The 22324-nt window shown below is 31.1% G+C and carries 25 protein-coding genes; 10 read left to right on the top strand and 15 right to left on the bottom strand.

Annotated features, from left to right (window positions below; all coding sequences use genetic code 11):
• Window positions 1-5 precede the first annotated feature (5 nt).
• Window positions 6-1448: a 6-phospho-beta-glucosidase gene (locus tag BTM19_RS06815; RefSeq protein ID WP_029378355.1), complete on the top strand. Its 1443-nt coding sequence runs from the start codon at window positions 6-8 to the stop codon at window positions 1446-1448.
• A gap of 52 nt (window positions 1449-1500) precedes the next feature.
• On the opposite strand, the gene BTM19_RS13060 is transcribed toward BTM19_RS06815, so the two are convergent.
• The 3 genes from BTM19_RS13060 to BTM19_RS06805 all read right to left on the bottom strand — a co-directional run bounded on the left by BTM19_RS13060 (window position 1501) and on the right by BTM19_RS06805 (window position 2834).
• Complete coding sequence (locus BTM19_RS13060; protein ID WP_029378354.1) at window positions 1501-1677, bottom strand: hypothetical protein; 177 nt, start codon at window positions 1675-1677, stop codon at window positions 1501-1503.
• A gap of 92 nt (window positions 1678-1769) precedes the next feature.
• Window positions 1770-2240 carry an SRPBCC family protein gene (locus BTM19_RS06810; RefSeq protein ID WP_029378353.1) on the bottom strand — a complete coding sequence of 157 codons (471 nt, stop codon included), beginning with the start codon at window positions 2238-2240 and terminating at the stop codon, window positions 1770-1772.
• A complete protein-coding gene (locus tag BTM19_RS06805) occupies window positions 2241-2834 on the bottom strand; it encodes a helix-hairpin-helix domain-containing protein (protein WP_058625866.1) in 594 nt (197 codons plus the stop codon).
• Between the two features lie 143 nt (window positions 2835-2977).
• On the opposite strand from BTM19_RS06805, the gene BTM19_RS06800 reads away from it, so the two are divergent.
• Together BTM19_RS06800 and BTM19_RS06795 are read left to right on the top strand one after the other, a co-directional pair.
• Complete coding sequence (locus BTM19_RS06800; protein WP_029378351.1) at window positions 2978-3316, top strand: PadR family transcriptional regulator; 339 nt, start codon at window positions 2978-2980, stop codon at window positions 3314-3316.
• The gene (locus BTM19_RS06795) at window positions 3306-4085 is read left to right on the top strand and encodes a hypothetical protein (RefSeq protein WP_029378350.1); all 780 of its coding nucleotides are present in this window, start codon (window positions 3306-3308) and stop codon (window positions 4083-4085) included. The genes BTM19_RS06800 and BTM19_RS06795 overlap by 11 nt, the downstream gene beginning before the upstream one ends.
• A 171-nt stretch (window positions 4086-4256) precedes the next feature.
• Here BTM19_RS06795 and BTM19_RS06790 read toward each other — a convergent pair whose 3' ends face one another.
• The 6 genes from BTM19_RS06790 to BTM19_RS06765 all read right to left on the bottom strand — a co-directional run bounded on the left by BTM19_RS06790 (window position 4257) and on the right by BTM19_RS06765 (window position 9911).
• Window positions 4257-4772, bottom strand: coding sequence for a YceI family protein (locus BTM19_RS06790; RefSeq protein WP_029378349.1), 516 nt, complete (start codon window positions 4770-4772; stop codon window positions 4257-4259).
• A gap of 170 nt (window positions 4773-4942) precedes the next feature.
• Window positions 4943-6487 (bottom strand): zinc ABC transporter substrate-binding lipoprotein AdcA, encoded by a 1545-nt coding sequence (gene adcA, locus BTM19_RS06785; RefSeq protein ID WP_058625868.1) that lies wholly within the window; start codon window positions 6485-6487, stop codon window positions 4943-4945.
• Window positions 6488-6712: 225 nt separating this feature from the next.
• Complete coding sequence (locus BTM19_RS06780; protein ID WP_058625869.1) at window positions 6713-7315, bottom strand: DsbA family protein; 603 nt, start codon at window positions 7313-7315, stop codon at window positions 6713-6715.
• A gap of 40 nt (window positions 7316-7355) precedes the next feature.
• A complete protein-coding gene (locus tag BTM19_RS06775) occupies window positions 7356-7724 on the bottom strand; it encodes a cystatin-like fold lipoprotein (RefSeq protein ID WP_029378346.1) in 369 nt (122 codons plus the stop codon).
• Between the two features lie 375 nt (window positions 7725-8099).
• Window positions 8100-8456 carry an ASCH domain-containing protein gene (locus tag BTM19_RS06770; protein WP_307726017.1) on the bottom strand — a complete coding sequence of 119 codons (357 nt, stop codon included), beginning with the start codon at window positions 8454-8456 and terminating at the stop codon, window positions 8100-8102.
• A gap of 9 nt (window positions 8457-8465) precedes the next feature.
• Window positions 8466-9911, bottom strand: coding sequence for an MDR family MFS transporter (locus BTM19_RS06765; RefSeq protein WP_058625870.1), 1446 nt, complete (start codon window positions 9909-9911; stop codon window positions 8466-8468).
• A gap of 221 nt (window positions 9912-10132) precedes the next feature.
• Here BTM19_RS06765 and BTM19_RS06760 point away from each other — a divergent pair, with 221 nt between their 5' ends.
• Window positions 10133-10237, top strand: coding sequence for a putative metal homeostasis protein (locus BTM19_RS06760; RefSeq protein WP_017722768.1), 105 nt, complete (start codon window positions 10133-10135; stop codon window positions 10235-10237).
• Window positions 10238-10439: 202 nt separating this feature from the next.
• Here the strand turns inward: BTM19_RS06760 and BTM19_RS06755 are convergent, their stop codons facing one another.
• The gene (locus BTM19_RS06755; protein WP_029378343.1) at window positions 10440-11126 is read right to left on the bottom strand and encodes a 2,3-diphosphoglycerate-dependent phosphoglycerate mutase; all 687 of its coding nucleotides are present in this window, start codon (window positions 11124-11126) and stop codon (window positions 10440-10442) included.
• A gap of 371 nt (window positions 11127-11497) precedes the next feature.
• Here BTM19_RS06755 and BTM19_RS06750 point away from each other — a divergent pair, with 371 nt between their 5' ends.
• On the top strand, window positions 11498-11875 hold the full coding sequence (locus BTM19_RS06750) for an aggregation-promoting factor C-terminal-like domain-containing protein (RefSeq protein ID WP_029378342.1): 378 nt from the start codon (window positions 11498-11500) through the stop codon (window positions 11873-11875).
• Between the two features lie 421 nt (window positions 11876-12296).
• On the opposite strand, the gene BTM19_RS06745 is transcribed toward BTM19_RS06750, so the two are convergent.
• Both BTM19_RS06745 and BTM19_RS06740 read right to left on the bottom strand, forming a co-directional pair.
• Window positions 12297-13166, bottom strand: a complete 870-nt coding sequence (locus BTM19_RS06745) for a cation diffusion facilitator family transporter (protein WP_029378341.1) — start codon at window positions 13164-13166, stop codon at window positions 12297-12299.
• Between the two features lie 330 nt (window positions 13167-13496).
• A complete protein-coding gene (locus BTM19_RS06740) occupies window positions 13497-13877 on the bottom strand; it encodes a GtrA family protein (RefSeq protein WP_029378340.1) in 381 nt (126 codons plus the stop codon).
• A gap of 286 nt (window positions 13878-14163) precedes the next feature.
• On the opposite strand from BTM19_RS06740, the gene BTM19_RS06735 reads away from it, so the two are divergent.
• The gene (locus tag BTM19_RS06735) at window positions 14164-15366 is read left to right on the top strand and encodes a multidrug effflux MFS transporter (RefSeq protein ID WP_038679086.1); all 1203 of its coding nucleotides are present in this window, start codon (window positions 14164-14166) and stop codon (window positions 15364-15366) included.
• A gap of 211 nt (window positions 15367-15577) precedes the next feature.
• On the opposite strand, the gene BTM19_RS06730 is transcribed toward BTM19_RS06735, so the two are convergent.
• Window positions 15578-16042 carry a GyrI-like domain-containing protein gene (locus BTM19_RS06730; RefSeq protein WP_038679088.1) on the bottom strand — a complete coding sequence of 155 codons (465 nt, stop codon included), beginning with the start codon at window positions 16040-16042 and terminating at the stop codon, window positions 15578-15580.
• A gap of 185 nt (window positions 16043-16227) precedes the next feature.
• On the opposite strand from BTM19_RS06730, the gene BTM19_RS06725 reads away from it, so the two are divergent.
• Window positions 16228-16839: a C39 family peptidase gene (locus BTM19_RS06725; RefSeq protein WP_038679090.1), complete on the top strand. Its 612-nt coding sequence runs from the start codon at window positions 16228-16230 to the stop codon at window positions 16837-16839.
• 129 nt (window positions 16840-16968) lie between these two features.
• Here the strand turns inward: BTM19_RS06725 and BTM19_RS06720 are convergent, their stop codons facing one another.
• Window positions 16969-17778 (bottom strand): metallophosphoesterase, encoded by an 810-nt coding sequence (locus BTM19_RS06720; protein ID WP_038679092.1) that lies wholly within the window; start codon window positions 17776-17778, stop codon window positions 16969-16971.
• Window positions 17779-17956: 178 nt separating this feature from the next.
• Between BTM19_RS06720 and BTM19_RS06715 the strand changes: the two genes are divergently transcribed.
• From BTM19_RS06715 to BTM19_RS06705, 3 genes are all read left to right on the top strand, one after another.
• Window positions 17957-19978 (top strand): cation:proton antiporter, encoded by a 2022-nt coding sequence (locus BTM19_RS06715; RefSeq protein ID WP_058625871.1) that lies wholly within the window; start codon window positions 17957-17959, stop codon window positions 19976-19978.
• Window positions 19979-20138: 160 nt separating this feature from the next.
• Complete coding sequence (gene yidC / locus BTM19_RS06710; protein ID WP_099265795.1) at window positions 20139-20948, top strand: membrane protein insertase YidC; 810 nt, start codon at window positions 20139-20141, stop codon at window positions 20946-20948.
• A 130-nt stretch (window positions 20949-21078) separates the two neighbouring features.
• Complete coding sequence (locus BTM19_RS06705; RefSeq protein WP_058625873.1) at window positions 21079-21579, top strand: GNAT family N-acetyltransferase; 501 nt, start codon at window positions 21079-21081, stop codon at window positions 21577-21579.
• 93 nt (window positions 21580-21672) lie between these two features.
• Here the strand turns inward: BTM19_RS06705 and pcp are convergent, their stop codons facing one another.
• The gene (gene pcp, locus BTM19_RS06700; protein WP_058625874.1) at window positions 21673-22314 is read right to left on the bottom strand and encodes a pyroglutamyl-peptidase I; all 642 of its coding nucleotides are present in this window, start codon (window positions 22312-22314) and stop codon (window positions 21673-21675) included.
• Window positions 22315-22324 lie beyond the last annotated feature (10 nt).

Raw genomic sequence — 22324 nt, 5'->3', positions numbered from 1 at the left:
TTAAAATGACAAAATTACCAAAAGACTTTTTATGGGGTGGCGCTCTTGCTGCCAATCAATTCGAAGGTGGCTATGATCAAGATGGTAAAGGGCTAAGTGTCATAGATGTTATGACTGGTGGCGCTCATGGTAAAGCACGTGAAATCACTCAAGATGTAGAACCTGATAAATATTATCCAAATCATATTGGTATCGACTTCTATAATCGCTACAAAGAAGATATTGCTCTATTTAATGAAATGGGATTGAAGTGCTTGCGTACTTCAATCGCTTGGTCGCGTATTTTCCCAAACGGTGATGAAACTGAACCAAATGAGGCAGGTTTAAAATTTTATGATGATTTATTTGATGAATTATTAAAATATGATATCGAACCGGTCATCACATTATCTCACTTCGAAATGCCCTTACACCTAGCACGTGAATATGGTGGCTTTAGAAATAGAAAAGTAGCAGACTTCTTTGCACGTTTTGCGGAAACAGTGTTCACCCGTTATAAAGATAAAGTTAAGTATTGGATGACGTTTAATGAGATTAATAACCAAATGGATACAGACAACCCTATTTTCTTATGGACCAATTCAGGAGTACTTGTTGAGGAAGATGAAAATCCTGAAGAAGTTTTATATCAAGTTGCTCATAATGAACTTATCGCTAGCGCAAAAGCAGTTAAAATTGGTAAAGAGATCAATCCAAACTTTGAAATTGGTTTAATGATTTCTCATGTCGCAATCTATCCTTATTCTTCGAATCCTGAAGATATGATGGAATCGGTTAAAGCAAACCGCCTACGCTTTTTCTTCCCTGATGTACAAGTACGTGGCTATTACCCAAGTTACGCAAACAAAATGCTCGCACGTAAAGGTTACGACATAGGTTGGCAAGATGGTGATGAACAAATTTTAACTGAAGGTACTGTGGATTACATTGGATTCAGTTATTACATGAGTACAGTTGTTAAACACGACGCTGAAGCATACACTGGGGAAAATGTTACCAACGGTGGTTTAGCTAATTCAGTAGATAATCCTTATATTCAACAAAGTGATTGGGGCTGGGCAATCGATCCTACAGGTTTACGCTACACGTTGAATATATTATATGACCGTTACCAAATCCCACTATTTATAGTAGAAAACGGTTTTGGCGCAGTAGATGAAATAAATGCTAATGGCGAAATTAACGATTCATACCGTATTGAATATTTAAAAGCGCATATTGATGCTGCTATCGCTGCTGTTGATGAAGATGGTGTTGACCTTATAGGCTATACACCTTGGGGAATTATAGATATTATTTCATTTACTACAGGTGAAATGAAGAAACGTTATGGCTTAATATACGTAGACAGAGATAACGAAGGTAATGGCACGTTAGAGAGAAAGAAAAAAGCATCCTTTGATTGGTACCGTAAAGTTATTGAATCAAATGGTGAATGGTTAGATTAAATATAAGCATAATAAGAAGGTCCGAAACATATATTTATGTTTGACCTTCTTATTATTGTTTAAACTTACTTAATATGTGTAATCCATAGGCAAAAATACCATATCCAGCTAATGTACGTAATACCCATTTCAATGTATGATTGGGGACTAATTTTTCTGTTGCTATGACAGCTGGTATAAAAGTACTAAAAGAATATAATCCAAGTACTTTAATATATCGTTTTTTCATTAGACACACCTCTTTTCACTCTTTATTATATCTAAAAGAGCGGTGTCCTAACTGTGACATTTTTAACATTTCTTTGACTTTTATACTTTTAGTTATTTTTCAACTAATTTTGCCAAGTTGTCAAAAGTGCTATTCATACCTGCTTCAACACCCATGTCCAACAACTGTTGCGCAGCTTTAGGGTCTGGTAATTCAGCTGTAGATTGAATCATTGTAGTGCCGTCATCATTTTCTGTTAGATGAATGATATTATGCATACCTGCCATTTTTTCATCTATATTGCCATCTTTATCAGCAAAATAATCATTATAGTCAATTTTTTTAGGTTCAATAACATCATTATAATGGGTCACTGTATAACTTGTACCTTGAGGTGCACGAATTGCAAAAAATGCACCACCTCCCGTTTGTACATCAAATTTATATACTTCCGTGGTAGCGCCTTGAGGATGGAACCATTTTTCAAACAACGATTGATCCGTATAAGCGTTAAATATTTGTTGAGCTGTTGCTTTAAAATCTCGCGTAAAAATGATTTTGTTTTCATCTATTTGAATACTCATTTATGATTCTCCTTCATTCATAATGATATATGACGTGATAGCTTTAACTTTAGCATCTTTACTGTGACTTGCAAATTTAAAAATATCTGTAAAATAAACTATTGAGCCATCTTGTGCAATTTGCGTCCCGTGTATTGCGCCTACTTTGCCATGTGAGATATTATCCTTCACTTCAAGGGAGGCAATATTAATTCTATGGGCTTCGAGTTCTTTATAAAAGTCACCAAAACCTTCTAACTTAAAACTTCCCGGAACTTCCCAGACAAAGTCATCAGTAACTAAGTTTGATAATTTCTTTTTATCAACTGTCGCTGAAGCAATTAAAAATGTTAACATTGTCCTTCTCTTTGGCGCATTGTCACAAGACAAATCACCTGATAATTCAAATGGAACTTCAAAATCCGTTTCATTTTTAAAATTTAAATCATGTGCTTTTAATGCTTCTTCAAGAAGTTCAATCGCTTTAGGTCCAACTCCATGAATTTCTAGTAATACAGTACGTTTGTATTTAGATACCTCTTCTAATGACTTCACGCCTATATTATGCAAAGCATTAGTTGCTGGTTTACCTATATTTGGTAATTCTGTTAACATACCATCAACCTCCTCTTTTATGCTTAATATACCCAAATTAAGCAGAATTAAATTCCACCTCAACTATCTTATTATAAAAGATAGTTGACATTTCCGGTTTCCTTTACTATCTTATATAGTAAGATAGCGAGAAGAGGGATGTCATGTCAGTTTCAAATCAAATGATGAAAGGGTTGTTAGATGGTGTAATTTTAGGTCTAATTGCTCAAGGAGAAACATACGGCTATGAAATTTTAGATAAATTGAGAGCTCAACAATTCCCTGAAATTAGTGATGGTAGTATTTATCCTGTGTTATTGAGATTAAGTAAAAAAGGATATGTGACTTCTATTTCCAAAAAATCAGATACAGGTGGCCCAAAGCGTAAATACTATAGCATCACAGCAGAAGGTAAAGAAGAATTAACTAATTTTGTTTACAAATGGAACTATTTAAATAATGGTATGAATAATGTAATGAGGAGTGTTTATAATGTTGAGTAAAAAGGCAGAAGATTTTTTATTAAAATTAAGAATCGAATTATTATTTCGTGGAAAAAACGAAGATGAGGTAAATGCAATTGAAGAGGAATTACGAGACCATATTACAATTGCTGAAGAAAATAATGAAAATATCGACGCTCTATTAAATACACCTATCAAGTCTTATGCAGATAAATTCTCAACACATTTAAATATGACACAGGGCTTATTCAAATATATTTTATATTTGATATCCTTCATGTTCATTATGACGACAATTCCTAGAATGTTAGATAATTCATTTCAGCTAACAATTGCTTTAATTTGTTATTTCCTCTTTATTTTTTTGGGGTCATTTATCTTTATTTTATACTTTGCCAAAAAAGTAATTATGCGCTGGGGAGACAGTAAAATAACTTATACTATTATTGGAATTTCATCTGCAGCTATTTTTGGTTTATATATATTAAGTGAATATTTATTACGTAACTACCCGCTTTATATCATTTGGTCACCTAATCAAACAACTAATTTCACACTAGGTTTAATACTTTTATTATTAACAATGCTGACTTGCTTTATTTTAAAACAAAAACTTTACGCCGGTCTTATTCTATTGTTATGCGTACCCAATCTGATTGGTACACTATTTACAGGTGGTGACTTTACGAACAAAAATTATGTAATTATTTCTTCAATTGTCTTACTGATTATATCTTGGAGTTTTATCATTTATACAATTATCAAATATTATCGCGAAAAAAAATTAGACGACTCAAGTCAATCATAAGTATAAGACCAAGACCATATAGGCGCAAACTTATCCACCACTCTAAGAAGTCATACGTGATTAAAACCGTGATATATATAAAGGACTAATCCGTATTAATACGGATTAGTCCTTTATTTTTGAAAATAAGTCTTTTTAATAAGACTCATTCTTTTATATTTAAAAACTGTATTAGTCTTCTAAAGCGAATTCTAAACTTACTTGGAATAATACATCCTTACCAATCATAACGCCACCAGTTTCAAGCGCTTGGTTAAATGTAATTCCATATTTTTCACGATTAATTTTACCATTAACAATAAATCCAGCTGTTGTAGCACCATTTAAAGGATTTTTACTTTGACCTTCATATGAAAAATCGAAAGTTTCTTCATTTGTTACGCCTTTAATTGTTACATTACCTGTAACAGATGACTCATCAGCTTTTGTTAATTCAAATTTAATTTCAGGATGGTTTTCAACATCTAAGAAATCACCACTACGTAAATGACCATCACGATCTTCTACACGTGTATCAATTGAATTAGCATTGATAGTGAAATCCCCTGATAAAGAGCTTAAATCATTTAAATCACCATCTATATTTGCATCAAATTCTGTAAATCTACCTTTAATATTAGATATCATTAAATGTTTAACTGAAAATTCAACTACGGAATGTGCTGGGTCAAAATTAAATTTTGTCATTATAAACATACCTCCAAAGTATTTAAGTTTTGTTAATATACTAATTATACCAACTATATAATATATATCAACAAAAAAAGCTTATTTTCTTTGTTTCTTTATATTTTATTCCCTTTAAATAGAAATTCATGCATTTAAAATATAAAATCTAAATGTAGGTATAATGATATTTAGTGCGCCAACATCTCTTCTTTGATTTCAGTTTTCGTTAATTTTTCAGGATAATAAGTTGGCCAGTTATCTAGTTCTTTCAACACTTTGTCTTTATCGTCACCTGTAAAAATATGGAAATGTCCTGTTTTCTTAGGCCCTATATTATGATCACTGAATTGAACATATTTTGGTAATTCCTTATTATCATCTACTAATTTATATGTGTATCTAACGCCTCTATTCCCCTTTTCATATTTCAAAATATCTTTACCATCGTAACTATATTTTCCAGTTATATCTTTCCCATTTTTGTTAAATGTAATTGTATCATCAGTAATTTTTATCTTATCTATATCTGTTTTATACCCTTTATCATAGTAAGCTTTATATTCTTTAGCAGACATAGCATCATCATCTTCAGCTTTATGCTTCATCACATCGTCTAAAGTACCATCTTTAAGATAAGGATAAACCGATTGCCAATCTCCTTTATAATCAGATAATGCTCTATCTTTAACTTGTTTATCTTTAAAATAACCATCCGAAATAGCCTTATCATGTTTCGACTCATGTTGATCATCATCACTATGGATATTATCACTTAATGCTTTATCAATATTTTTAATATTTTCTTCCATTAATTTTTGATAAGTTAAATTTTCATCTTTTTGTTGTTCTTTATTCAATGATTCCATATTATAGAATTTTAATGGTTTCGCTGATGTTTCTTTTCTTATTGTATCTGTTACTTTATTAGATACATTATCTTCGTATAATATATATTTCGCACCTGATTCTTTGATTTCTTTAACAATTTTTGTAAGTGCTTTTTGTGAAGGGTCTTCCGCATTCATATTCTGAACGCCTTTTTGGACAAAGCCATATCTGTCAGCTAGATAACCAATAGATTCATGTGAAATGAATACTGTATTTCCCTGCTTCTTACTGCTAGTTTCTTTTAACTTCTCATCAATATTTTTTAATTCGTCATTTAATTTCTTATAATTTTTTTCATAATACTTCTTATTATCAGGATCTTTTTTAATCAATTCATCTTTAATTGCTTTTGCAAAAACTTGATCATGCTTTGGATCTAACCAAACGTGTGGATCGTATCCACCATGATGATGGTGTTCACCCTGTTCGTGTTCATGATTCTCTTCATGTTCAGATTCATCGTGATTATGTTGATCAGTAAGTAATTGTGATTTATCTAATTTATCTTCTAAAGATAGTTTTTGGTCATCTTTTTTAATTGTAGCTGCAACTTTTTTTGCAACAGGATCTAAATTATCGCCAGTATAAACGAATAAATCCGCTTTTGAAGCATTTATAATATCTTTTTGCGTTGGTTCATAACTATGTAAATCTGTACCTGCAGGATAAATAGACTCCACTTCTACATGTTTGCCACCAATCTCTTCTGCAAATGATTTTAAAGGAAATACAGTTGTATTAACTTTTATTTTTTCGTTTCCCTTATCAGAATCAGCTTTGCCACACCCTGCTAGCACCATTACTAAAGCTATAACGCTGAACATAATATATGTATATTTTTTCATTTCTAAACCCCCAAATAGTAATTGTTACGATTTATAATTATATGCCTCTTTTTTCCAAAGCGCAATAGTAAACAGAGAATTAATCGTAATTTTTACGATTTAAAATATATTATAAAAAAGCGGCGTAGCTAGACTTATATCTTAATAAGTCTAGTTACACCACTTTAATAAAGCATTTTATTATAAATTATAATGATTCACAGTATACTATACATACAATTATGTTTATTTATCTAATATTTTTTTATAATTTTTAAATTTATAAGGGTCTTCTAATTTTTCACCGCCAACATATACTGTTGGTGCTGTCTCAACATGGTTTTCTTTAGCTTGCTTTTGATCTTTCTTTGCAGCTTTCCAAGATTTACTGTCTGGCGTTGTATATTCCTTTTTAATTTTATCTTTCATATCTTGGTTTATCGTTAATTTATCTATTTGGTTATCTACTAATGATTTATTAATCCATTCCTTTTCAGAGTCTGGTTGCTGCTCAAACATTAACTTTTGAAATGTTAAATATTGATCCGGTGCAACTTGCTTAACAGCGTGACCAGCCCTTGAACCTATAATAGAGTCATCACCTAAAAATGCCATATTTACGAATTGATAATCTACCTTGTCTTTATCGACATATTCTTTTTTTAATTTAGGCATTACATTAGTTTCTACCTTTTTACAGTATGGACATTTAAAATCACCATATTCAATTATTTTAATTTTGCCATTTTCATCTATTTTATCATCTTTATGTACATGTTGATCACTTGAACATGCTGTGACTAATATCATAATAGCTACTAATCCTATACATAACCATAACTTTTTCATATTACTATTAGTACACCTCTAACTCGTTATTTTATTTTTGTTATTCTTCCAGATCCATATTTTCTTCTTTATAATCTGGTTCATGTTTATGTAAATAACCTTTAGAATTAAAATCTTTTATATACTTTGCTTTTCCATCTTTAAACTTATAAGTATAATAATGAACTTCCTCATCATTTTTAAATGGTTTATAAGCAATTGTAACGTGTTTTCCTTTTTCATTAACGTAGATATTAGCGTCTTTTTTATCAAATTTACGTTCCACATCGCCTTTTTGTTGTTTAGCAAGTTCTTTTTGATATTGCTGTTGCTTATTTACTGCCTTATCTATTTTATCAGCATATTTTCCACTACTACATCCAGCAAGTACCAGTCCAAATATAGCAAGTAAAATCAATAACTTCTTCATAATATACAATTCACTCCTAAAACTTATCTATATCAAGTAGATATTTAAATATACATTATCACCATAAATATTATCATACACCCAATATATAAAATATACTATATCAATATGTAATAAAGCACATGATATAAATTGCTGTAACTTTTTTGAGGATTATTAGTAATCTTCATGATAACCAACTGAATGCAGTGTACAGCAATTCAATAATAGCTTTAAATCACACGTAAAAATAACTAATTCTATAAAAACACCCATTTATTTTATTAGTTATGCATTACTTAAAGTTTAGGCTTAAAAGCCAACTTTTAGTTACATATTACAATAATAAATAGGTGTTTTGAGTTATATCATTTAGTCTACTTTATATGATTGAAACTATTTGGTTATTAATCGAAGTTCAATCGCTAACGCTCCGTAATCTAACTCATCTGTTTGTGAGTATATCTGGTAAATTGATGCTAATTTTTGTGATAATTGTATATCATTGCTAAAGCCAGTCACTTGATTTGAATAATGATTCAACAGTGCTTGAAACGATGTAAATACTTCGGTTCTAATAACCTCAACTGTTATTTGCTCTGCCGATTTTAAATTTGTAAAAGTAATAAAGTCTCCACTTTGTATTTCCTGTCTTTTAGCATCATTCAGTCTCACTTCAATGGTCTTTGTACCTTCTTTTACTAATTGAAATGGTTCATCATTTAATCTCATCGAATGTTCTATGAGGCTCACGCTCCATTATTATAAATTTTCTTGTTCTTGTTCAATTTTACGTTTACTTTTCAACATAAACACACTGATTAAGCTAATAAACGAAATAATTACTGCAAACCAGAAAGCTGCATGATAACCACTTAATAGTGCTTCATGTTGTATTTGCATGGCCATTTCTTTTTTACCCATGCCTTTGTAATCACTCATATTAGGAGTGAAATCTTTTGCTACTTGACTCATGATTGTAATTAAACCTGCTGTCCCTATTGAAGCAGATATCTGTTGCACCGTATTAGTCATAGAAGAACCATGGGCGTTCATATCACGAGATAATTGATTCATTGTATGTGTCATTAGTGGCATTAATCCAAGTGCAATACCAATCATACGAATTGCATAAACAGTTGCTAGTATTGCTGCAGAAGTATTTTCATCCATTATAACAAAGTATGATGTTGTAATTACTACAATGAGCATACCGATAAATGCTAATATTTTCGCGCCATACTTTTCATATAAAAAACCTGAAGCTACAGACATAATACCCATTACGATCGCACCAGGTAATAATATCAATCCTGATTGAAGTGCAGAATCATTCATTATGTTTTGGACAAACATTGGAAGTACAGTTTCTGAACCTATCATTGATATCATTGTAAACGCCATAATAACAATACCTACTGCAAATTGGCTATTTTTAAATACTGAAAAATCAAGTAATGGTGTTTCTAGTCTTGTTTGACGGAAAATAAAAATCGCAACAAGAATTATACCTCCTATCACTGACGTTAAAACGATAGGATCGTTCCACCCGTCGCGTGAAATTGAACTTGTACCATATAGGAGCCCACCAAATCCTAATACTGATAAGGAAATGGATATTATATCAATTGGTGCTTTTCTATTTGTTCCTACGTTTTTCACAAATTTAAATGCGCCTATAAATGTCAACGCTGCAATTGGAGCAACTACATGGAATAACGAGCGCCAATCAAAGTATTCAACTAGATAACCTGATAGAGTTGGACCAATCGCTGGAGCCAAGCCAATCACTAGACCAAAAGTCCCCATATATTTACCACGTTCGTGTGGTTCAAATATATCTAGTATAGTTGTCATCATTAAAGGCATCATGATACCTGAACCAAGTGCTTGAACAATTCTTGCACTTAATAAAACTGTAAAATTCGGACTAAAGCCCGCAATAATTGTACCAATAAAGAATATTAAAATTGCCGTTAAAAATACTTGTCTTGTCGAAAAGCGTTGAATCACCATTGCCGATAATGGTATAACGACGCCGTTAGTTAATAAGAACGCTGTAGTTAGCCATTGTACTTGCGTATAATCTATATTAAAGTCTGTCATTATACTTGGTAATGCTGTAGTCAACAATGTTTCATTTAAAAGTCCGAAGAAACCACCAAACAACATCATCAATATCATTATTATTTTAGTTTTTTGAGTCATTTTTATCTCCTACATTTTCTATTAGTTTAGCCTTTGAGAAATGAGCCACATTGGTGCATTATACATATATTTTTTGAATATAACATTAAAAATACTCAAAAATATTGTAATTTTGACATATCGTTCAGAAAAGTGCTATTTTTCGATCAAATCGTAACAATTACTATTTACAAAATTGCATGTTGCCTTCATAATTACTTTTGTGAAGGAGGTCATATCTTATGAAATTAGATTTACAAACAGCACGACGTAACTTGAATAGCCCAAACATTAAAACAAGAAAACGTGCACGTAAGATTATTCAACAACATAAGCGTAATAAATAATTCATTAACTCTTTATTTATTGCAGATTAATAATTTGGTAGTGATCCCCCTAATATTAAAATGTTATAAATAAGACTTGATAAGCCCAATCTCAAGTCTTAAGTAACTAACTGCAGAATCAAATATACAAGTATTAATACACATACAAAAGGACCGAGACATGAAAACAATGCCTCGGTCCTTTTTCATATAAATTTTTGTATTATAAATAGTACTTATCTATTACCTGTAAATCATCTGTCAATTCATATATTAATGGTGCGCCTGTTTTTATTTCATAACTAATAATATCTTCATCAGATACATTTTCCAAATATTTGATAAGCGCACGTAATGAATTACCATGTGCGGAAACGAGCACAGTTTTACCGTCTAAAAGTTGTTGAGAGATTTGATCATTCCAATAGGGTATTACTCTTATTAGTGTATCTTTCAAACTTTCTGATTCAGGCATAACTCTTCTATCTAAATGTTCATATTTTCTATCATTTAAATAATCATTTCTTTGTTCTTCACCCTGTTTAGGTGGCGCAACGTCATAAGAGCGTCTCCAAATATGTACTTGTTCTTCGCCAAATTTTTCACGTGCGTCATCTTTATTCAGACCCTGCAAATCACCATAATGTCTTTCATTTAGTCTCCACGACTTTATAACTGGGATAAATAATTGATCAGATTCATTTAACAAGTGAAACGTAGTCTTAATTGCTCTTTCTAGTAAAGAAGTATATACAATATCAATTTCAATACCTTGATCTTTTAGTTTTTTACCAGAAGTAATAGCCTCGTTTTTACCTTGATCAGATAAATCTACATCTGCCCATCCTGTAAATAAATTTTCAGCATTCCAAACACTTTGTCCATGTCTACATAAAATTAATTTTGGCATATTATTCCTTCTTTCATTAAATAAAATATAATTTTTCTGTTTTTTACAGAAATGTTACAACAAAAATAATTTATGAATTATATCATAAATGCTTTCATAAAAGCATTTATGTATTTATCTTGATTCTCTATATATTAAAATTATAACAATTTACACACGTTTTTGAAATAATTGTCTTCTTTTATTCACAAAAGATACTTTATTTTTATTTCACTGTAACCTACGCGCTTTTTTATAGTGTTATAGTTGTAAACGTTGAATTAAGAAATTAAAAATGAATAAGTAAATATAGCACATAACGATTAAGAAATATAAAACCTGTATATTTCATTTCTAAACACAGGTAAAATCAATTAGGAGGATTTTTAACAATGAAAAAATTATTATTAGCATCTTTCGCATCGATTACAATTGCAGCAACTGGGTTTGGTGTAAGCTCAAATGTGTCAACAGCTGACGCAGCTGAAACTCCTGTACAACAAACAACACAATCAACAAGTGATGTATACGATCAATTTATTGAAGCAGGCGGTACTAAAGCTTTATGGGACAATATTGTAATGCCAGAATCAAGTGGTAACCCAGATGCTGTAAATGAATTAGGCTATAGAGGTTTAGGACAAACTAAAGAATCTTGGGGAACTGGATCAGTTGAAGAACAAACAAAAGGTATGATTAACTATGCCGAAGAACGTTATGGTTCAGTTGACGCAGCAATTGATTTCCGTGTAGCTAACGGCTGGTGGTAAGTATAATACCTAATTTCTAGGTTTAAATAATATACGCAAATACTGGGACATAAATCCCATAAAAATAGCACTTAGATGATTTAATTCATCTGAGTGCTTCTTTTTTATTCAATACTTCATATTGTAGGTCGCTTTCTTAAGGGACACCTTTATCCTGTAGCCTCAAGTGCATCACCAAAAATAACATGTTCGTATGTAACTTCACATTAAAATACTTTTAAAAAAGCAAGGTACCTTCGAATAGTTTAGTAAACACTACTAAACTGAATTGACGAGATACCTTGTATATTAATTTTATAACATGACTCAACAAATATTATCAATTGAATTTTCTATTTAATCCACTACAACACAAAATGCTATATACCTATTTAGTTGTATGATATTTATGAATTATATTTTTTTATTGTAATAATCGATTTTACTGTATTGAAGCAGGTTCAGGATGCACATACACAGACGATATCCCTTTAGCATGCATATGTTGCTCTACTTTATCACAAATATGGTGCGCTTCTTCTAATGATAAGTCTGAATCTACAACGATTGTTACATCGACAAAAATACTGCTTCCATGATATCTACCTTTAATAGTATGAACATCAATCACTTCTTCAATGTCTAATACATAATTCTTATATGCTTCTAGCTCCTGTTCATTAAATCCATCACTTAATGTAAAGATAGCCTCTTTGAAAATACCGAAACCTGTATATATGATTAGTAGTCCTAAAACCGTTGCTAGTAATGTATCGATGATTGGTAAACCAAATTGAGTAAACACTAAGCCTATCGCGGTACCAATACTAACTAAAGCATCTGATAAATTATCTTTTGCAGCTGAATTAAGTGAACTACTATTTGTACGCTTAGCAAGCTTTTGATTGATAATAAAAACGACTAACATAATCACGCCACTAATAACACTGACATAAATCGTAATCGCATTTGGTGTACTGTGTTCATTAGAAAATATATTAGGCAAATTTTCAATTACTACTTGAATACCCACAAACATAATAATAAACGAAACCAGTAATGATGAAATATTCTCAGATTTTAAGTGTCCATATGGGTGGTTTTTGTCTGCAGGCTTAATAGAAATTTTCAATCCGATAATAACTGCTAATGAGACAACAATATCAGTCATATTGTTTATACTATCAGCTCTTACTGCCGCCGATTCATAAATATATCCTACTATAAATTTCAAAATAGAAAGTATAATATAGACGATTAAACTCAGGTATGCACCTTTTTGTGCAAGTTTTAAATTCTCACTTTGTGTCATGTGCTACATCCACCTTAATTGATATTGGATTATATATTATGACCTATCACAAGCATATTTACAACATTTTTTATTATATAATTATTTAATATTTTTTAGTTAATTATTTTTTTAGCCATTCCTAAAATTTATTGTTAAATTGTGCAAAAATCAAATTATATTCTGTAAATCAAGAATGTATCTCTAAGTATTTCTATCAGCATTTTACTGTATATTTATAGAACATAACAATATTAAAAAAGCATTATCATAGCCCACTTTATTATTACAGATAGGCAACTAATAATGCTCAATAATATAATATCATTTCGTCAAAATTTAATTTTGATGTCAGTCTCTTAATATATATTTAGATAATACAAACGTAATTGGTATGGTAATAATAAGTCCAGCAAATGGTGCGATAACAGATGAAATATGGAACCATTGTACAAATACATATAGTAAAATCGTTTGCATCCCCATATTTACTACTTGTGTTAATGGGAATTGAATGAATTTGCGCCATGTCGGTTTTACTTTATAAACAAAATAGCAATTTAGATAATAAGAAACTATAAAGCTAACAATAAATCCACTGATATGACTGACTAAATAATTTATATCAATTAACTTTAATAAAAATAAATAAACCACGTAATAATTAAAGGTGTTAATTCCACCAACAAGAATAAATTTTATAATTTCATACTGTGTCTTAGTTAAATGCATCAATTTTCTCCTTTGTGTGACAATCTAAAATGACCATACTACAATTAAACATAGCTTGTTTAACCAAGCTGAGATATGTGTAAAAATATATATTGCTTATAAATCAGTATTTTATCATAATATATTGTATTATATATTAAAAATAATATCTGGAACAGTACACGCATATTAAACATGCCATTTTGTCATTGCATTTATATTCACGTGTGCGATAATAATCTAGTTACTAAACATTCAATTTTTCTTTATCATAACGTAACTAAATGTGCTTAAAGGAGTACTATATATGGATAAAATTACGAATCGCCAACTACCATTGATGGTCATTATTATGTTGGGTATTATGACTACTTTTGGGCCCTTAACAATAGATATGTATGTTCCTTCACTTCCAAATGTACAGAGTGATTTTGGTACAACTACTTCACAAGTACAACTTACACTGTCATTTGCTATGATTGGACTTGCAATTGGGCAATTTACATTTGGGCCATTATCTGATGCATATGGTCGTAAAAAAATTGCATTACTCATTATTTCAATATACGTCATCGCTTCGTTAATAGCCGTATTTACAACATCACTATCGCTATTACTAGTAATACGCCTCATACAAGGGTTAACTGGAGGAGGCGCTATCGTCATTGCCAAAGCGTCCATTGGCGATCAGCATAAAGGAAAATCTCTAGCAAAAGGATTAGCCTCATTATTAGTTGTTAATGGAATTATCACTATTCTTGCACCTTTAATCGGCGGATATGCCTTAAGCGTTTCAAATTGGAAAGCAATATTCCTAATTTTAACCATTGTCAGCTTTGCAATTTTAATTTTTGCTTTTTTTAAAATGGAAGAAACAAGAGATGCTGATCTTACTAAACTTAACTTTGCCTTAATATTTAAAGACTTTGGGTATCTGCTAAAGAAACCTGCGTTTATCATTCCAATGCTATTACAAGGATTAACCTATGTAATGCTCTTTAGTTTTTCTTCTGCTGCACCGTTTATTACTCAGAAGATTTATGATATGACACCACAGCAATTTAGTATTTTATTTGCGTTAAATGGTATCGGCTTAATTATTACGAGTCAATTAACAGCGCTACTCGTAGAATATATCAATCGCTATTTTCTCCTTGTACTGCTAACATTAATACAAATTTCAGGTGTTGTGTTGATTCTTTTCGCACTTATACTCCATTTACCATTATGGGTATTAATCATCGCCTTTTTTCTTAATGTATGTCCTGTAACAGGAATTGGTCCATTAAGTTTCACATTAGCTATGGAATCTCGAACAGGCGGCAGTGGTAACGCATCAAGCTTGCTTGGACTATTCCAATTTATATTAGGTGGAATTATGTCTCCTCTTGTTGGTTTAAAAGGTGAATACAGTGTTATGCCTTATCTCATCATCCTAGTTATTACTACTATATTAATTATTTTATTAGAAGTGCTATTAAAATCTATCATGATTAAGCGAAATGCGTAATCTCTAAAATTTTAGTATCTAAGAGTAATAAACATCACTCTAATAGTGGTAAGAAAACCGATTAACGAGTCAAAAATGACTAAGATAGAAAAAATTATATTAAGTGCGATTTCTTTCCTAATCATCTTTAATGGGACAGGTATACAAAATCAATTTTTAAAATTTTTGATTTGTAACCTGTCCCTATTTTAATTAAATTTTTACTTTTAGTTTAAACAATTGGTAACCAAATTTCTGTAATATAATCCTCTGCTCTAATTTCCCCTTCTTTATAAAACTCAAAAAATGGCGCATTTCGTAATTCATAATCTAATGTTGGTAAAATATGTCTATTAATAGATTCCATTGCATTTTTTATAGAACCTGGGACTGGTCCCTCAGCATCAAATACGAGGTATCTACCACTTGCTAATTCTGTTTGATGCCAAATTTCATTATCTTCATCACTCGTAACACCTATTAAATAATGCATTTCCCCGTTATCCAGTGGTTTACATACTCCTAATAGACCTGGTAAATGTTCATTACTTAATTTTAATAAGTCATGTTTTTTACCACTTTCATCAAAATCCATCCAGAACATAAAAATATTTTCTTGTGCTTTTTGTCCTGTGGCATATTCTCTTTTTTCTCCTAGTACAGATAACGTTGGTAGTGTTTCTATTCTATGTTTCATATGTAATTCCCCACCTTTTTTTATGCTATTATAACCAAAATAGCTCAATAATATCTATTCCAAACTATTGCTATAATACTTAAGCATCTTAATAGGCAACTTTTAAAAATAGCTATATAATAAATACAATGTAAAATTGCTTCATTTTTTGCATTGAAGTACAAATCATTAGGGAGAGCATCATCATGAAATTAAATATATTACCCGTTAAACCAATTAGTCAATTATTTCCAATACCAATGATTATGGGCTGTGAAGGTGTATCCACAGCAATGATGTTACAGTTCAATCAGCATAAAATACCCGCCACTCAAATAATGAGATATTGGCCTAAACATAAAAACAACCCTTATAAAGGTTACGTAGGGCATCACTTATGGATTAAATTGGGACATCATCAAACTATTTTCCCTTCTGCTCTTGTCCCACATCTCAAACAATATGACAAAAAAATCATAGATAGTACTGGTCAGTCTTTAACTGAATTATGTACAGTTTTAGACAATGGTCAACCCGTAGTTATTTATCATACTGTGCTCGGTCAACGACCTTTGCGTCGTACTTATAAATTAGATAATCAGCCTACTAAGTTAGTATCTAATATTCATGTCACTTTACTTATTGGTTATGATGACGATCATTATTATTACATCGATCCACTTTGGTCTCACATAGGAAAATTAATTGTATTTCCGGCATTAATACCTAATAAATATCAAGTAATAAAAATTAAAAAATCCAAGTTAGCACAAAGTTATGACGCACCCGGCCGTCTAAGTTTTCATATTCAGCCATAACTATTTTTACTTTGCCTTATCAAAAATGAATCACTTATCAAATAGTCGTATCAGGCGCTACTACAAATAATTACAGTAAATCTAAATAATAAAGAAGCGACCATTTCATAATGATGGCCGCTTCTTTCATTATATGTTAATTGTATATAAAGCATGATTAATTTCTTGTGCTATATTATTAGAACGCCATTCCCTTTGATAACCAAGACACGAGCAAATATATGTTATCCCCCGTTCTTCAAAAGCATTTCTAAAATGAACATGTCCCATAATGCTATATCGAATATCATATTGCTGGTAAATCTGATCAAAATCAGACGTCCCAATAAAAGCATTAAAATAATCAAATATTCTATGCGGCATCGGCACAGCAAACCTAGGGTGTGTCACAATATGAGTCATTAAAATAATACGCTTATTTTTCACTTGTTCCATATCTTTAATTGTTTGCTTTGCTGCAATTGACGATAGCTTTCTATCTTCCATAGGCCAATCTATTTTGACTTTGTCTTGCCAAGTTGCACCGTAATATTTTCTACGAGCAATGCGCTCAAGGGAAAATTCTGAACTTGCATACGTATAATCATACCAACCTGTATTACCAACAATTGCCCATGAATCATTGAGATGATAAGGATTCCCTATCAAACACGCTTCCATATTCATATAGTAATCTAAAATTTCAGCGGACGATGCATCCGTATCTGTAGCCCAAAAATCATGATTTCCTGGGATAAATAATATTTTTATATGTGATTGCGTCTCTACATCATCGACAAACCGATGCGTTAATTTATAGTTATTAGAAATATCTCCTGCAATAAGCAAGAGTTCTATTCTTTGTTTTTGTATAGCATTTACTAATTCGTTTGTATAATCTTCTGGAGTTAACTTCTTGTGACGATCAATATGCAAATCTGATATGACACCTATTTTCATTACTATCACAATCCTCTATTATCTTAACAGCTCTATTATGACACATTTGTATATTCATTTTTAAATCATGCGCTTATAAATTAATTAACTATTGAAGTCTATTATATTTCCAAAAAATTACTATCTATGCTTTTGTGATAATGGTAATATAAAACAATCAAAAAAATAAGGAGTAAGTATGTTATTATTAGAAGCTTTTTTAATATTTATTATAGCAGTAATTATAAGTTCAATTATACATAACAAGTTTCCAAAGATACCTATGGCTTTCATTCAGATTGGGTTAGGTGTTTGTTTATATATTCTCCCAATCCCTTTACACTTTGAATTTGAACCAGAAGTGTTTATGATGGCTGTGATTGCCCCATTACTATTTGTTGAGGGTACACATGTATCACGATCTAAACTGTTAGAATATCGCAAACCTATTATTTTAATGGCGATGGCGTTAGTATTTACAACTGTTATAGGTGTAGGTTATTTTATTGGATGGATTTGGCCTGAGTTACCAATGCCTGCTGCCTTCGCAATAGCAGCCATTTTATGCCCAACAGATGCAGTAGCTGTACAAGCTATTACTAAAGGAAAAATATTACCTAAAGGTGCATTAACTATTTTAGAAGGTGAGTCGTTATTAAATGATGCTGCTGGTATTATCTCTTTCAAAATTGCTGTTACAGCACTTATTACTGGTGCATTTTCTACATTCGATGCCATAGAACAATTTATTATTTCAACTATTCTAGGCATATTAATAGGTGCAATTTTTGGCTTTATGATTGTACGACTACGTGTTTATCTATCTATGCATAAAGGTCTTAAAGATGGTAATACAATGATCTTCATTCAATTATTAACACCTTTCGTCGTTTATTTCATATCCGAAATGTTACACGCATCAGGGATTATTGCAGTTGTAATAGCTGGTTTAATACATGGATTCGAACGTGAACGATTGATTCGTGCTCAAACCGAACTACAAATGAACTATAACCAGATATGGAGTACATTAAGTTATGTACTTAATGGCTTTGTCTTTGTCGTATTAGGTTATATTGTACCTGAAGTTGTTTCTGCAATTTTCAAAGACGAACCACAGAACATTATATTCTTGATTATTACAACCTTATTAATTGCACTAGCTATTTATGTTTTTCGTTTTATCTGGGTCTTTATGTTATTCAAACAATTTTACTATCCAAATAACATTCAATCTTATCTTAATGACCAATATGAAGTGCCACCAAAACGTGCACACTACGCCTTCATTATGACAATGTGTGGCATTCACGGTACAATTTCTCTATCTATGGCATTAACATTACCTACATTATTAGCACAACAACAACCCTTTATTTATAAAAATGATTTACTATTTATTGCTTCATTAATGGTAATTATTAGTTTAGTCATGGCTCAAATCGTGCTACCTATTATTACACCTTCGGAAGAGAAATCAACCTCATCGACTATGAGCTATGCGGTTGCCAAAATTTATATAGTACAACATGTTATTAAACATTTTAAAACAAAGTCTAAAGCACACACATCAACAAATTATAGTACCGTTATTTCTGATTATTTTGATGAACTATTCTTTCTGCTGCAGATGACGCCAGAGGAAAATAATGCTAAGGAAGTCAAGCGACTAGAAACAATTGCTAGTGAAACAGAGACCGAAACGTTAGAACGTTTAGTAACTCAAAATAAAGTTGACCGTCAAACGATTTTGAACTATCGCTCAGCTATAGAAACATCAAGACAATTTAAGGAATCATCAGCTGTCCATAAATTTAAAGTTGTTATTAAAATGTTAATCTTAAGATGGAGAGCAAAGAAACATGTAGAAAGTACACAATTAAAACAATTTAAATCAAATTTTCAAGAAGTGAAGAAAGTTATGCGTATCGTACATCATAATGTTGCACTGCGTTTAAAAGAAGAACAAACGAATGAAAACGTATTAGAAATAAACATTGTTTTAAACCAGTATTACAACAGACTTCACAGAATTAGAAGAAATCGTAATAAACAAAATGAGACACCAGATACAATTACTGAAGCACATAAGTTAGAAGGATTATACGCAGAGAGAACTTATCTTGATGAACTAATCCAAAATAAGCAAATAGATGAACATGTTGCTGCACAAGTCAGAGAACATATTAATTATAATGAGATCATCTTAACTTCAAAATAAAACCACTGTCACTACACCTTATTTCACGTTGGGGTAGTGACTTTTTTTACATTATTGCAATATAAAATATGAAGGTAACTTTATATTTTTAAAACCTTAAAATCACATTCAAATTGTGTTAAGTTATATTTATTAATACATTAATTGGAGGAAATATATTATGTGTTGGAAAGGGCTTATTATATTATTAGTCCCCCTATTTTTAACTGGTTGTGATTATTCTAAAGATGAAGCTGTGAGTAGTTTATTTCATTCAATTTTTGTCCATCCCATCGACATATTGTTACATGGTTTTGGGCATTTATACAGAGATAATTATGGTTTAGCAATCATCACAATCGTGTTACTAATAAGATTATTTTTACTTCCTTTTATGCTTGCCCAAGTAAAAAATATGCATATGATGCGCGAAAAAACCAAAATTCTCCAACCACAAATTGATGATTTGAGAAACAAAATTAAAATTGCGAATTCACAAGAAGAAAAAAACGAAGCACAAAAATCACTAATGGATTTTTATAAACAATATGATATTAATCCTTTAAAAAACATTCTAGGATGTTTGCCTATAATGATTCAATTACCTATATTATTAGGTTTAATTATTACTTTAAAGTATCCTACTGGAGATGGTATTGATCGTTATCCAAACTTTTTGTGGTTCAACTTAACTGAACCTAATCTTTGGATTTCACTAATTGCAGCAATAGTATATTTCTTCCAGCCATTAGTGAATGCATGTCATTACCCTAAAGACCAAAGAAAAACACACTATGTATTGATGGTTTTATCACCTATTTTCATCACATATATTTCACTATATTCTGCTGCAGCACTTGGGTTATATTGGACCGTTGGAGGATTATTTTTAATTATTCAAATGCATTTTGCACATTCTTATTATGGTAAACTTGCACGCAACAAAGCAATGCATCTTCAAGATGAGTTAGATGAGCGTAAATTTACTTAAATGCATCTTAAAACTTTGTTATTTGGTCACTTAATATTTTGCTTTTTATAATTATTTTGAATTGAAAAATTTCTTTTTTTAAAATAATGATGCTATAATAACAACAATTTAGTTAGCAAGGGGGCATTCTATGGATTTTACAATTAGAGCGTTGACGGAGGAAGATCGTCATGGTAAAGCCAATGTCCATTACGAGAGTTGGTTAAAAACATATAATCATATTTCTGAAAACGACTATCTAGAAAACCTTGATAAAGAACAATTTATCAAGAAGTCCTCTATACACGATTTTCCTACCTTAGTTGCAACTGTTAAGGATGAGATTGTAGGATTTATCACTTATGGTAAAACAAAATCTATTTCAGAATCTGACAATTGGAGTGAAATATACGCGTTGTATCTTTTAGAAGCATACCAACGACATATGATTGGCTATGCTTTAACACAGAGAGCGCTAGAACTGTCTTACCCAGATAACGTAACACTCTGGGTTGTAGAAGAAAATACTAACGCCATTAATTTCTACGAACAAGTTGGATTTAAAAAAACACCCTATAAACAACCTACTTTCTTCGGCAAAACATATAACGAAATCCGCATGGACTACACACGTACTGAACATGATAATTAAATTCAACTCAAATAAAAAGGGCTAGGAAATCTTGTCTTAAAGATCTCGTAGCCCTTTGTTTATATTATTCAATGGAATTTATTAACTTTTACTTTAATGTGTTTCTCCAAGTGCTACTTTAATATCTTCGTCAGACTCAATGATAGCTTCTAAAGCAGCATTTAATCCTTTCCGAATTGTTTCTACAGACATTGAAGGTTTTTCGGGTTTATCTAAAACTTGCTCAGGTATAAAAGGTACATGAATAAAGCCGAATTTTATATGAGGAAATTGCGTTGCATGTAAGTAACCTAATTGATACAAAATATGATTACATACAAAAGTTCCAGCCGTGTTAGATAAACGTGCAGGCACACCATTCGCTTTAATAGCTTCAGTCATACGTTTTACAGGTAAATTAGAAAAATATGCCGGCGCCCCATCTTGTTGGATACATTCATCAATCGGTTGTTGACCTTCATTATCCGCTATTCGTGCATCATCAATGTTAATACCAACACGCTCTGGTGTTAATTCAAACCTTCCGCCAGCTTGTCCAATTGCTAGCACAATATCATAATCATATTGTTTCATACTTGCTTCTAGTACATGCTTACTCTTATGAAAGACGGTTGGTATTTCTAACTTATCTATCGTATGTCCTTCAATATTATCAGGTAATTGTTTCACCGCTTCTAATGCAGGATTAATTTCTTCTCCACCAAATGGATCAAATCCAGTTATTAAGATTCTCATTTTTAAAACG

This window comes from Staphylococcus xylosus (assembly GCF_002732165.1).
GTDB classification, from domain to species: Bacteria; Bacillota; Bacilli; order Staphylococcales; family Staphylococcaceae; genus Staphylococcus; species Staphylococcus xylosus.
This window is presented reverse-complemented; position numbering and strand designations above follow the sequence as displayed.

Excerpts from the sequence above, each read along its gene's own strand:
- BTM19_RS06765 (WP_058625870.1), bottom strand. The coding sequence starts at position 9,911 with ATGACTCAAAAAACTAAAATAATAATGATATTGATGATGTTGTTTGGT.
- BTM19_RS06755 (WP_029378343.1), bottom strand. The coding sequence starts at position 11,126 with ATGCCAAAATTAATTTTATGTAGACATGGACAAAGTGTTTGGAATGCT.
- BTM19_RS06760 (WP_017722768.1), top strand. The coding sequence starts at position 10,133 with ATGAAATTAGATTTACAAACAGCACGACGTAACTTGAATAGCCCAAAC.
- BTM19_RS06805 (WP_058625866.1), bottom strand. The coding sequence starts at position 2,834 with ATGTTAACAGAATTACCAAATATAGGTAAACCAGCAACTAATGCTTTG.
- BTM19_RS06735 (WP_038679086.1), top strand. The coding sequence starts at position 14,164 with ATGGATAAAATTACGAATCGCCAACTACCATTGATGGTCATTATTATG.
- BTM19_RS06790 (WP_029378349.1), bottom strand. The coding sequence starts at position 4,772 with ATGACAAAATTTAATTTTGACCCAGCACATTCCGTAGTTGAATTTTCA.
- BTM19_RS06775 (WP_029378346.1), bottom strand. The coding sequence starts at position 7,724 with ATGAAGAAGTTATTGATTTTACTTGCTATATTTGGACTGGTACTTGCT.
- BTM19_RS06780 (WP_058625869.1), bottom strand. The coding sequence starts at position 7,315 with ATGAAAAAGTTATGGTTATGTATAGGATTAGTAGCTATTATGATATTA.
- BTM19_RS06815 (WP_029378355.1), top strand. The coding sequence starts at position 6 with ATGACAAAATTACCAAAAGACTTTTTATGGGGTGGCGCTCTTGCTGCC.
- BTM19_RS06715 (WP_058625871.1), top strand. The coding sequence starts at position 17,957 with ATGTTATTATTAGAAGCTTTTTTAATATTTATTATAGCAGTAATTATA.
- adcA (WP_058625868.1), bottom strand. The coding sequence starts at position 6,487 with ATGAAAAAATATACATATATTATGTTCAGCGTTATAGCTTTAGTAATG.
- BTM19_RS06745 (WP_029378341.1), bottom strand. The coding sequence starts at position 13,166 with ATGACACAAAGTGAGAATTTAAAACTTGCACAAAAAGGTGCATACCTG.
- BTM19_RS06720 (WP_038679092.1), bottom strand. The coding sequence starts at position 17,778 with ATGAAAATAGGTGTCATATCAGATTTGCATATTGATCGTCACAAGAAG.
- yidC (WP_099265795.1), top strand. The coding sequence starts at position 20,139 with ATGTGTTGGAAAGGGCTTATTATATTATTAGTCCCCCTATTTTTAACT.
- BTM19_RS06705 (WP_058625873.1), top strand. The coding sequence starts at position 21,079 with ATGGATTTTACAATTAGAGCGTTGACGGAGGAAGATCGTCATGGTAAA.
- BTM19_RS06750 (WP_029378342.1), top strand. The coding sequence starts at position 11,498 with ATGAAAAAATTATTATTAGCATCTTTCGCATCGATTACAATTGCAGCA.
- BTM19_RS06800 (WP_029378351.1), top strand. The coding sequence starts at position 2,978 with ATGTCAGTTTCAAATCAAATGATGAAAGGGTTGTTAGATGGTGTAATT.
- BTM19_RS06730 (WP_038679088.1), bottom strand. The coding sequence starts at position 16,042 with ATGAAACATAGAATAGAAACACTACCAACGTTATCTGTACTAGGAGAA.
- BTM19_RS06810 (WP_029378353.1), bottom strand. The coding sequence starts at position 2,240 with ATGAGTATTCAAATAGATGAAAACAAAATCATTTTTACGCGAGATTTT.
- BTM19_RS06725 (WP_038679090.1), top strand. The coding sequence starts at position 16,228 with ATGAAATTAAATATATTACCCGTTAAACCAATTAGTCAATTATTTCCA.
- BTM19_RS13060 (WP_029378354.1), bottom strand. The coding sequence starts at position 1,677 with ATGAAAAAACGATATATTAAAGTACTTGGATTATATTCTTTTAGTACT.
- BTM19_RS06740 (WP_029378340.1), bottom strand. The coding sequence starts at position 13,877 with ATGCATTTAACTAAGACACAGTATGAAATTATAAAATTTATTCTTGTT.
- BTM19_RS06795 (WP_029378350.1), top strand. The coding sequence starts at position 3,306 with ATGTTGAGTAAAAAGGCAGAAGATTTTTTATTAAAATTAAGAATCGAA.
- pcp (WP_058625874.1), bottom strand. The coding sequence starts at position 22,314 with ATGAGAATCTTAATAACTGGATTTGATCCATTTGGTGGAGAAGAAATT.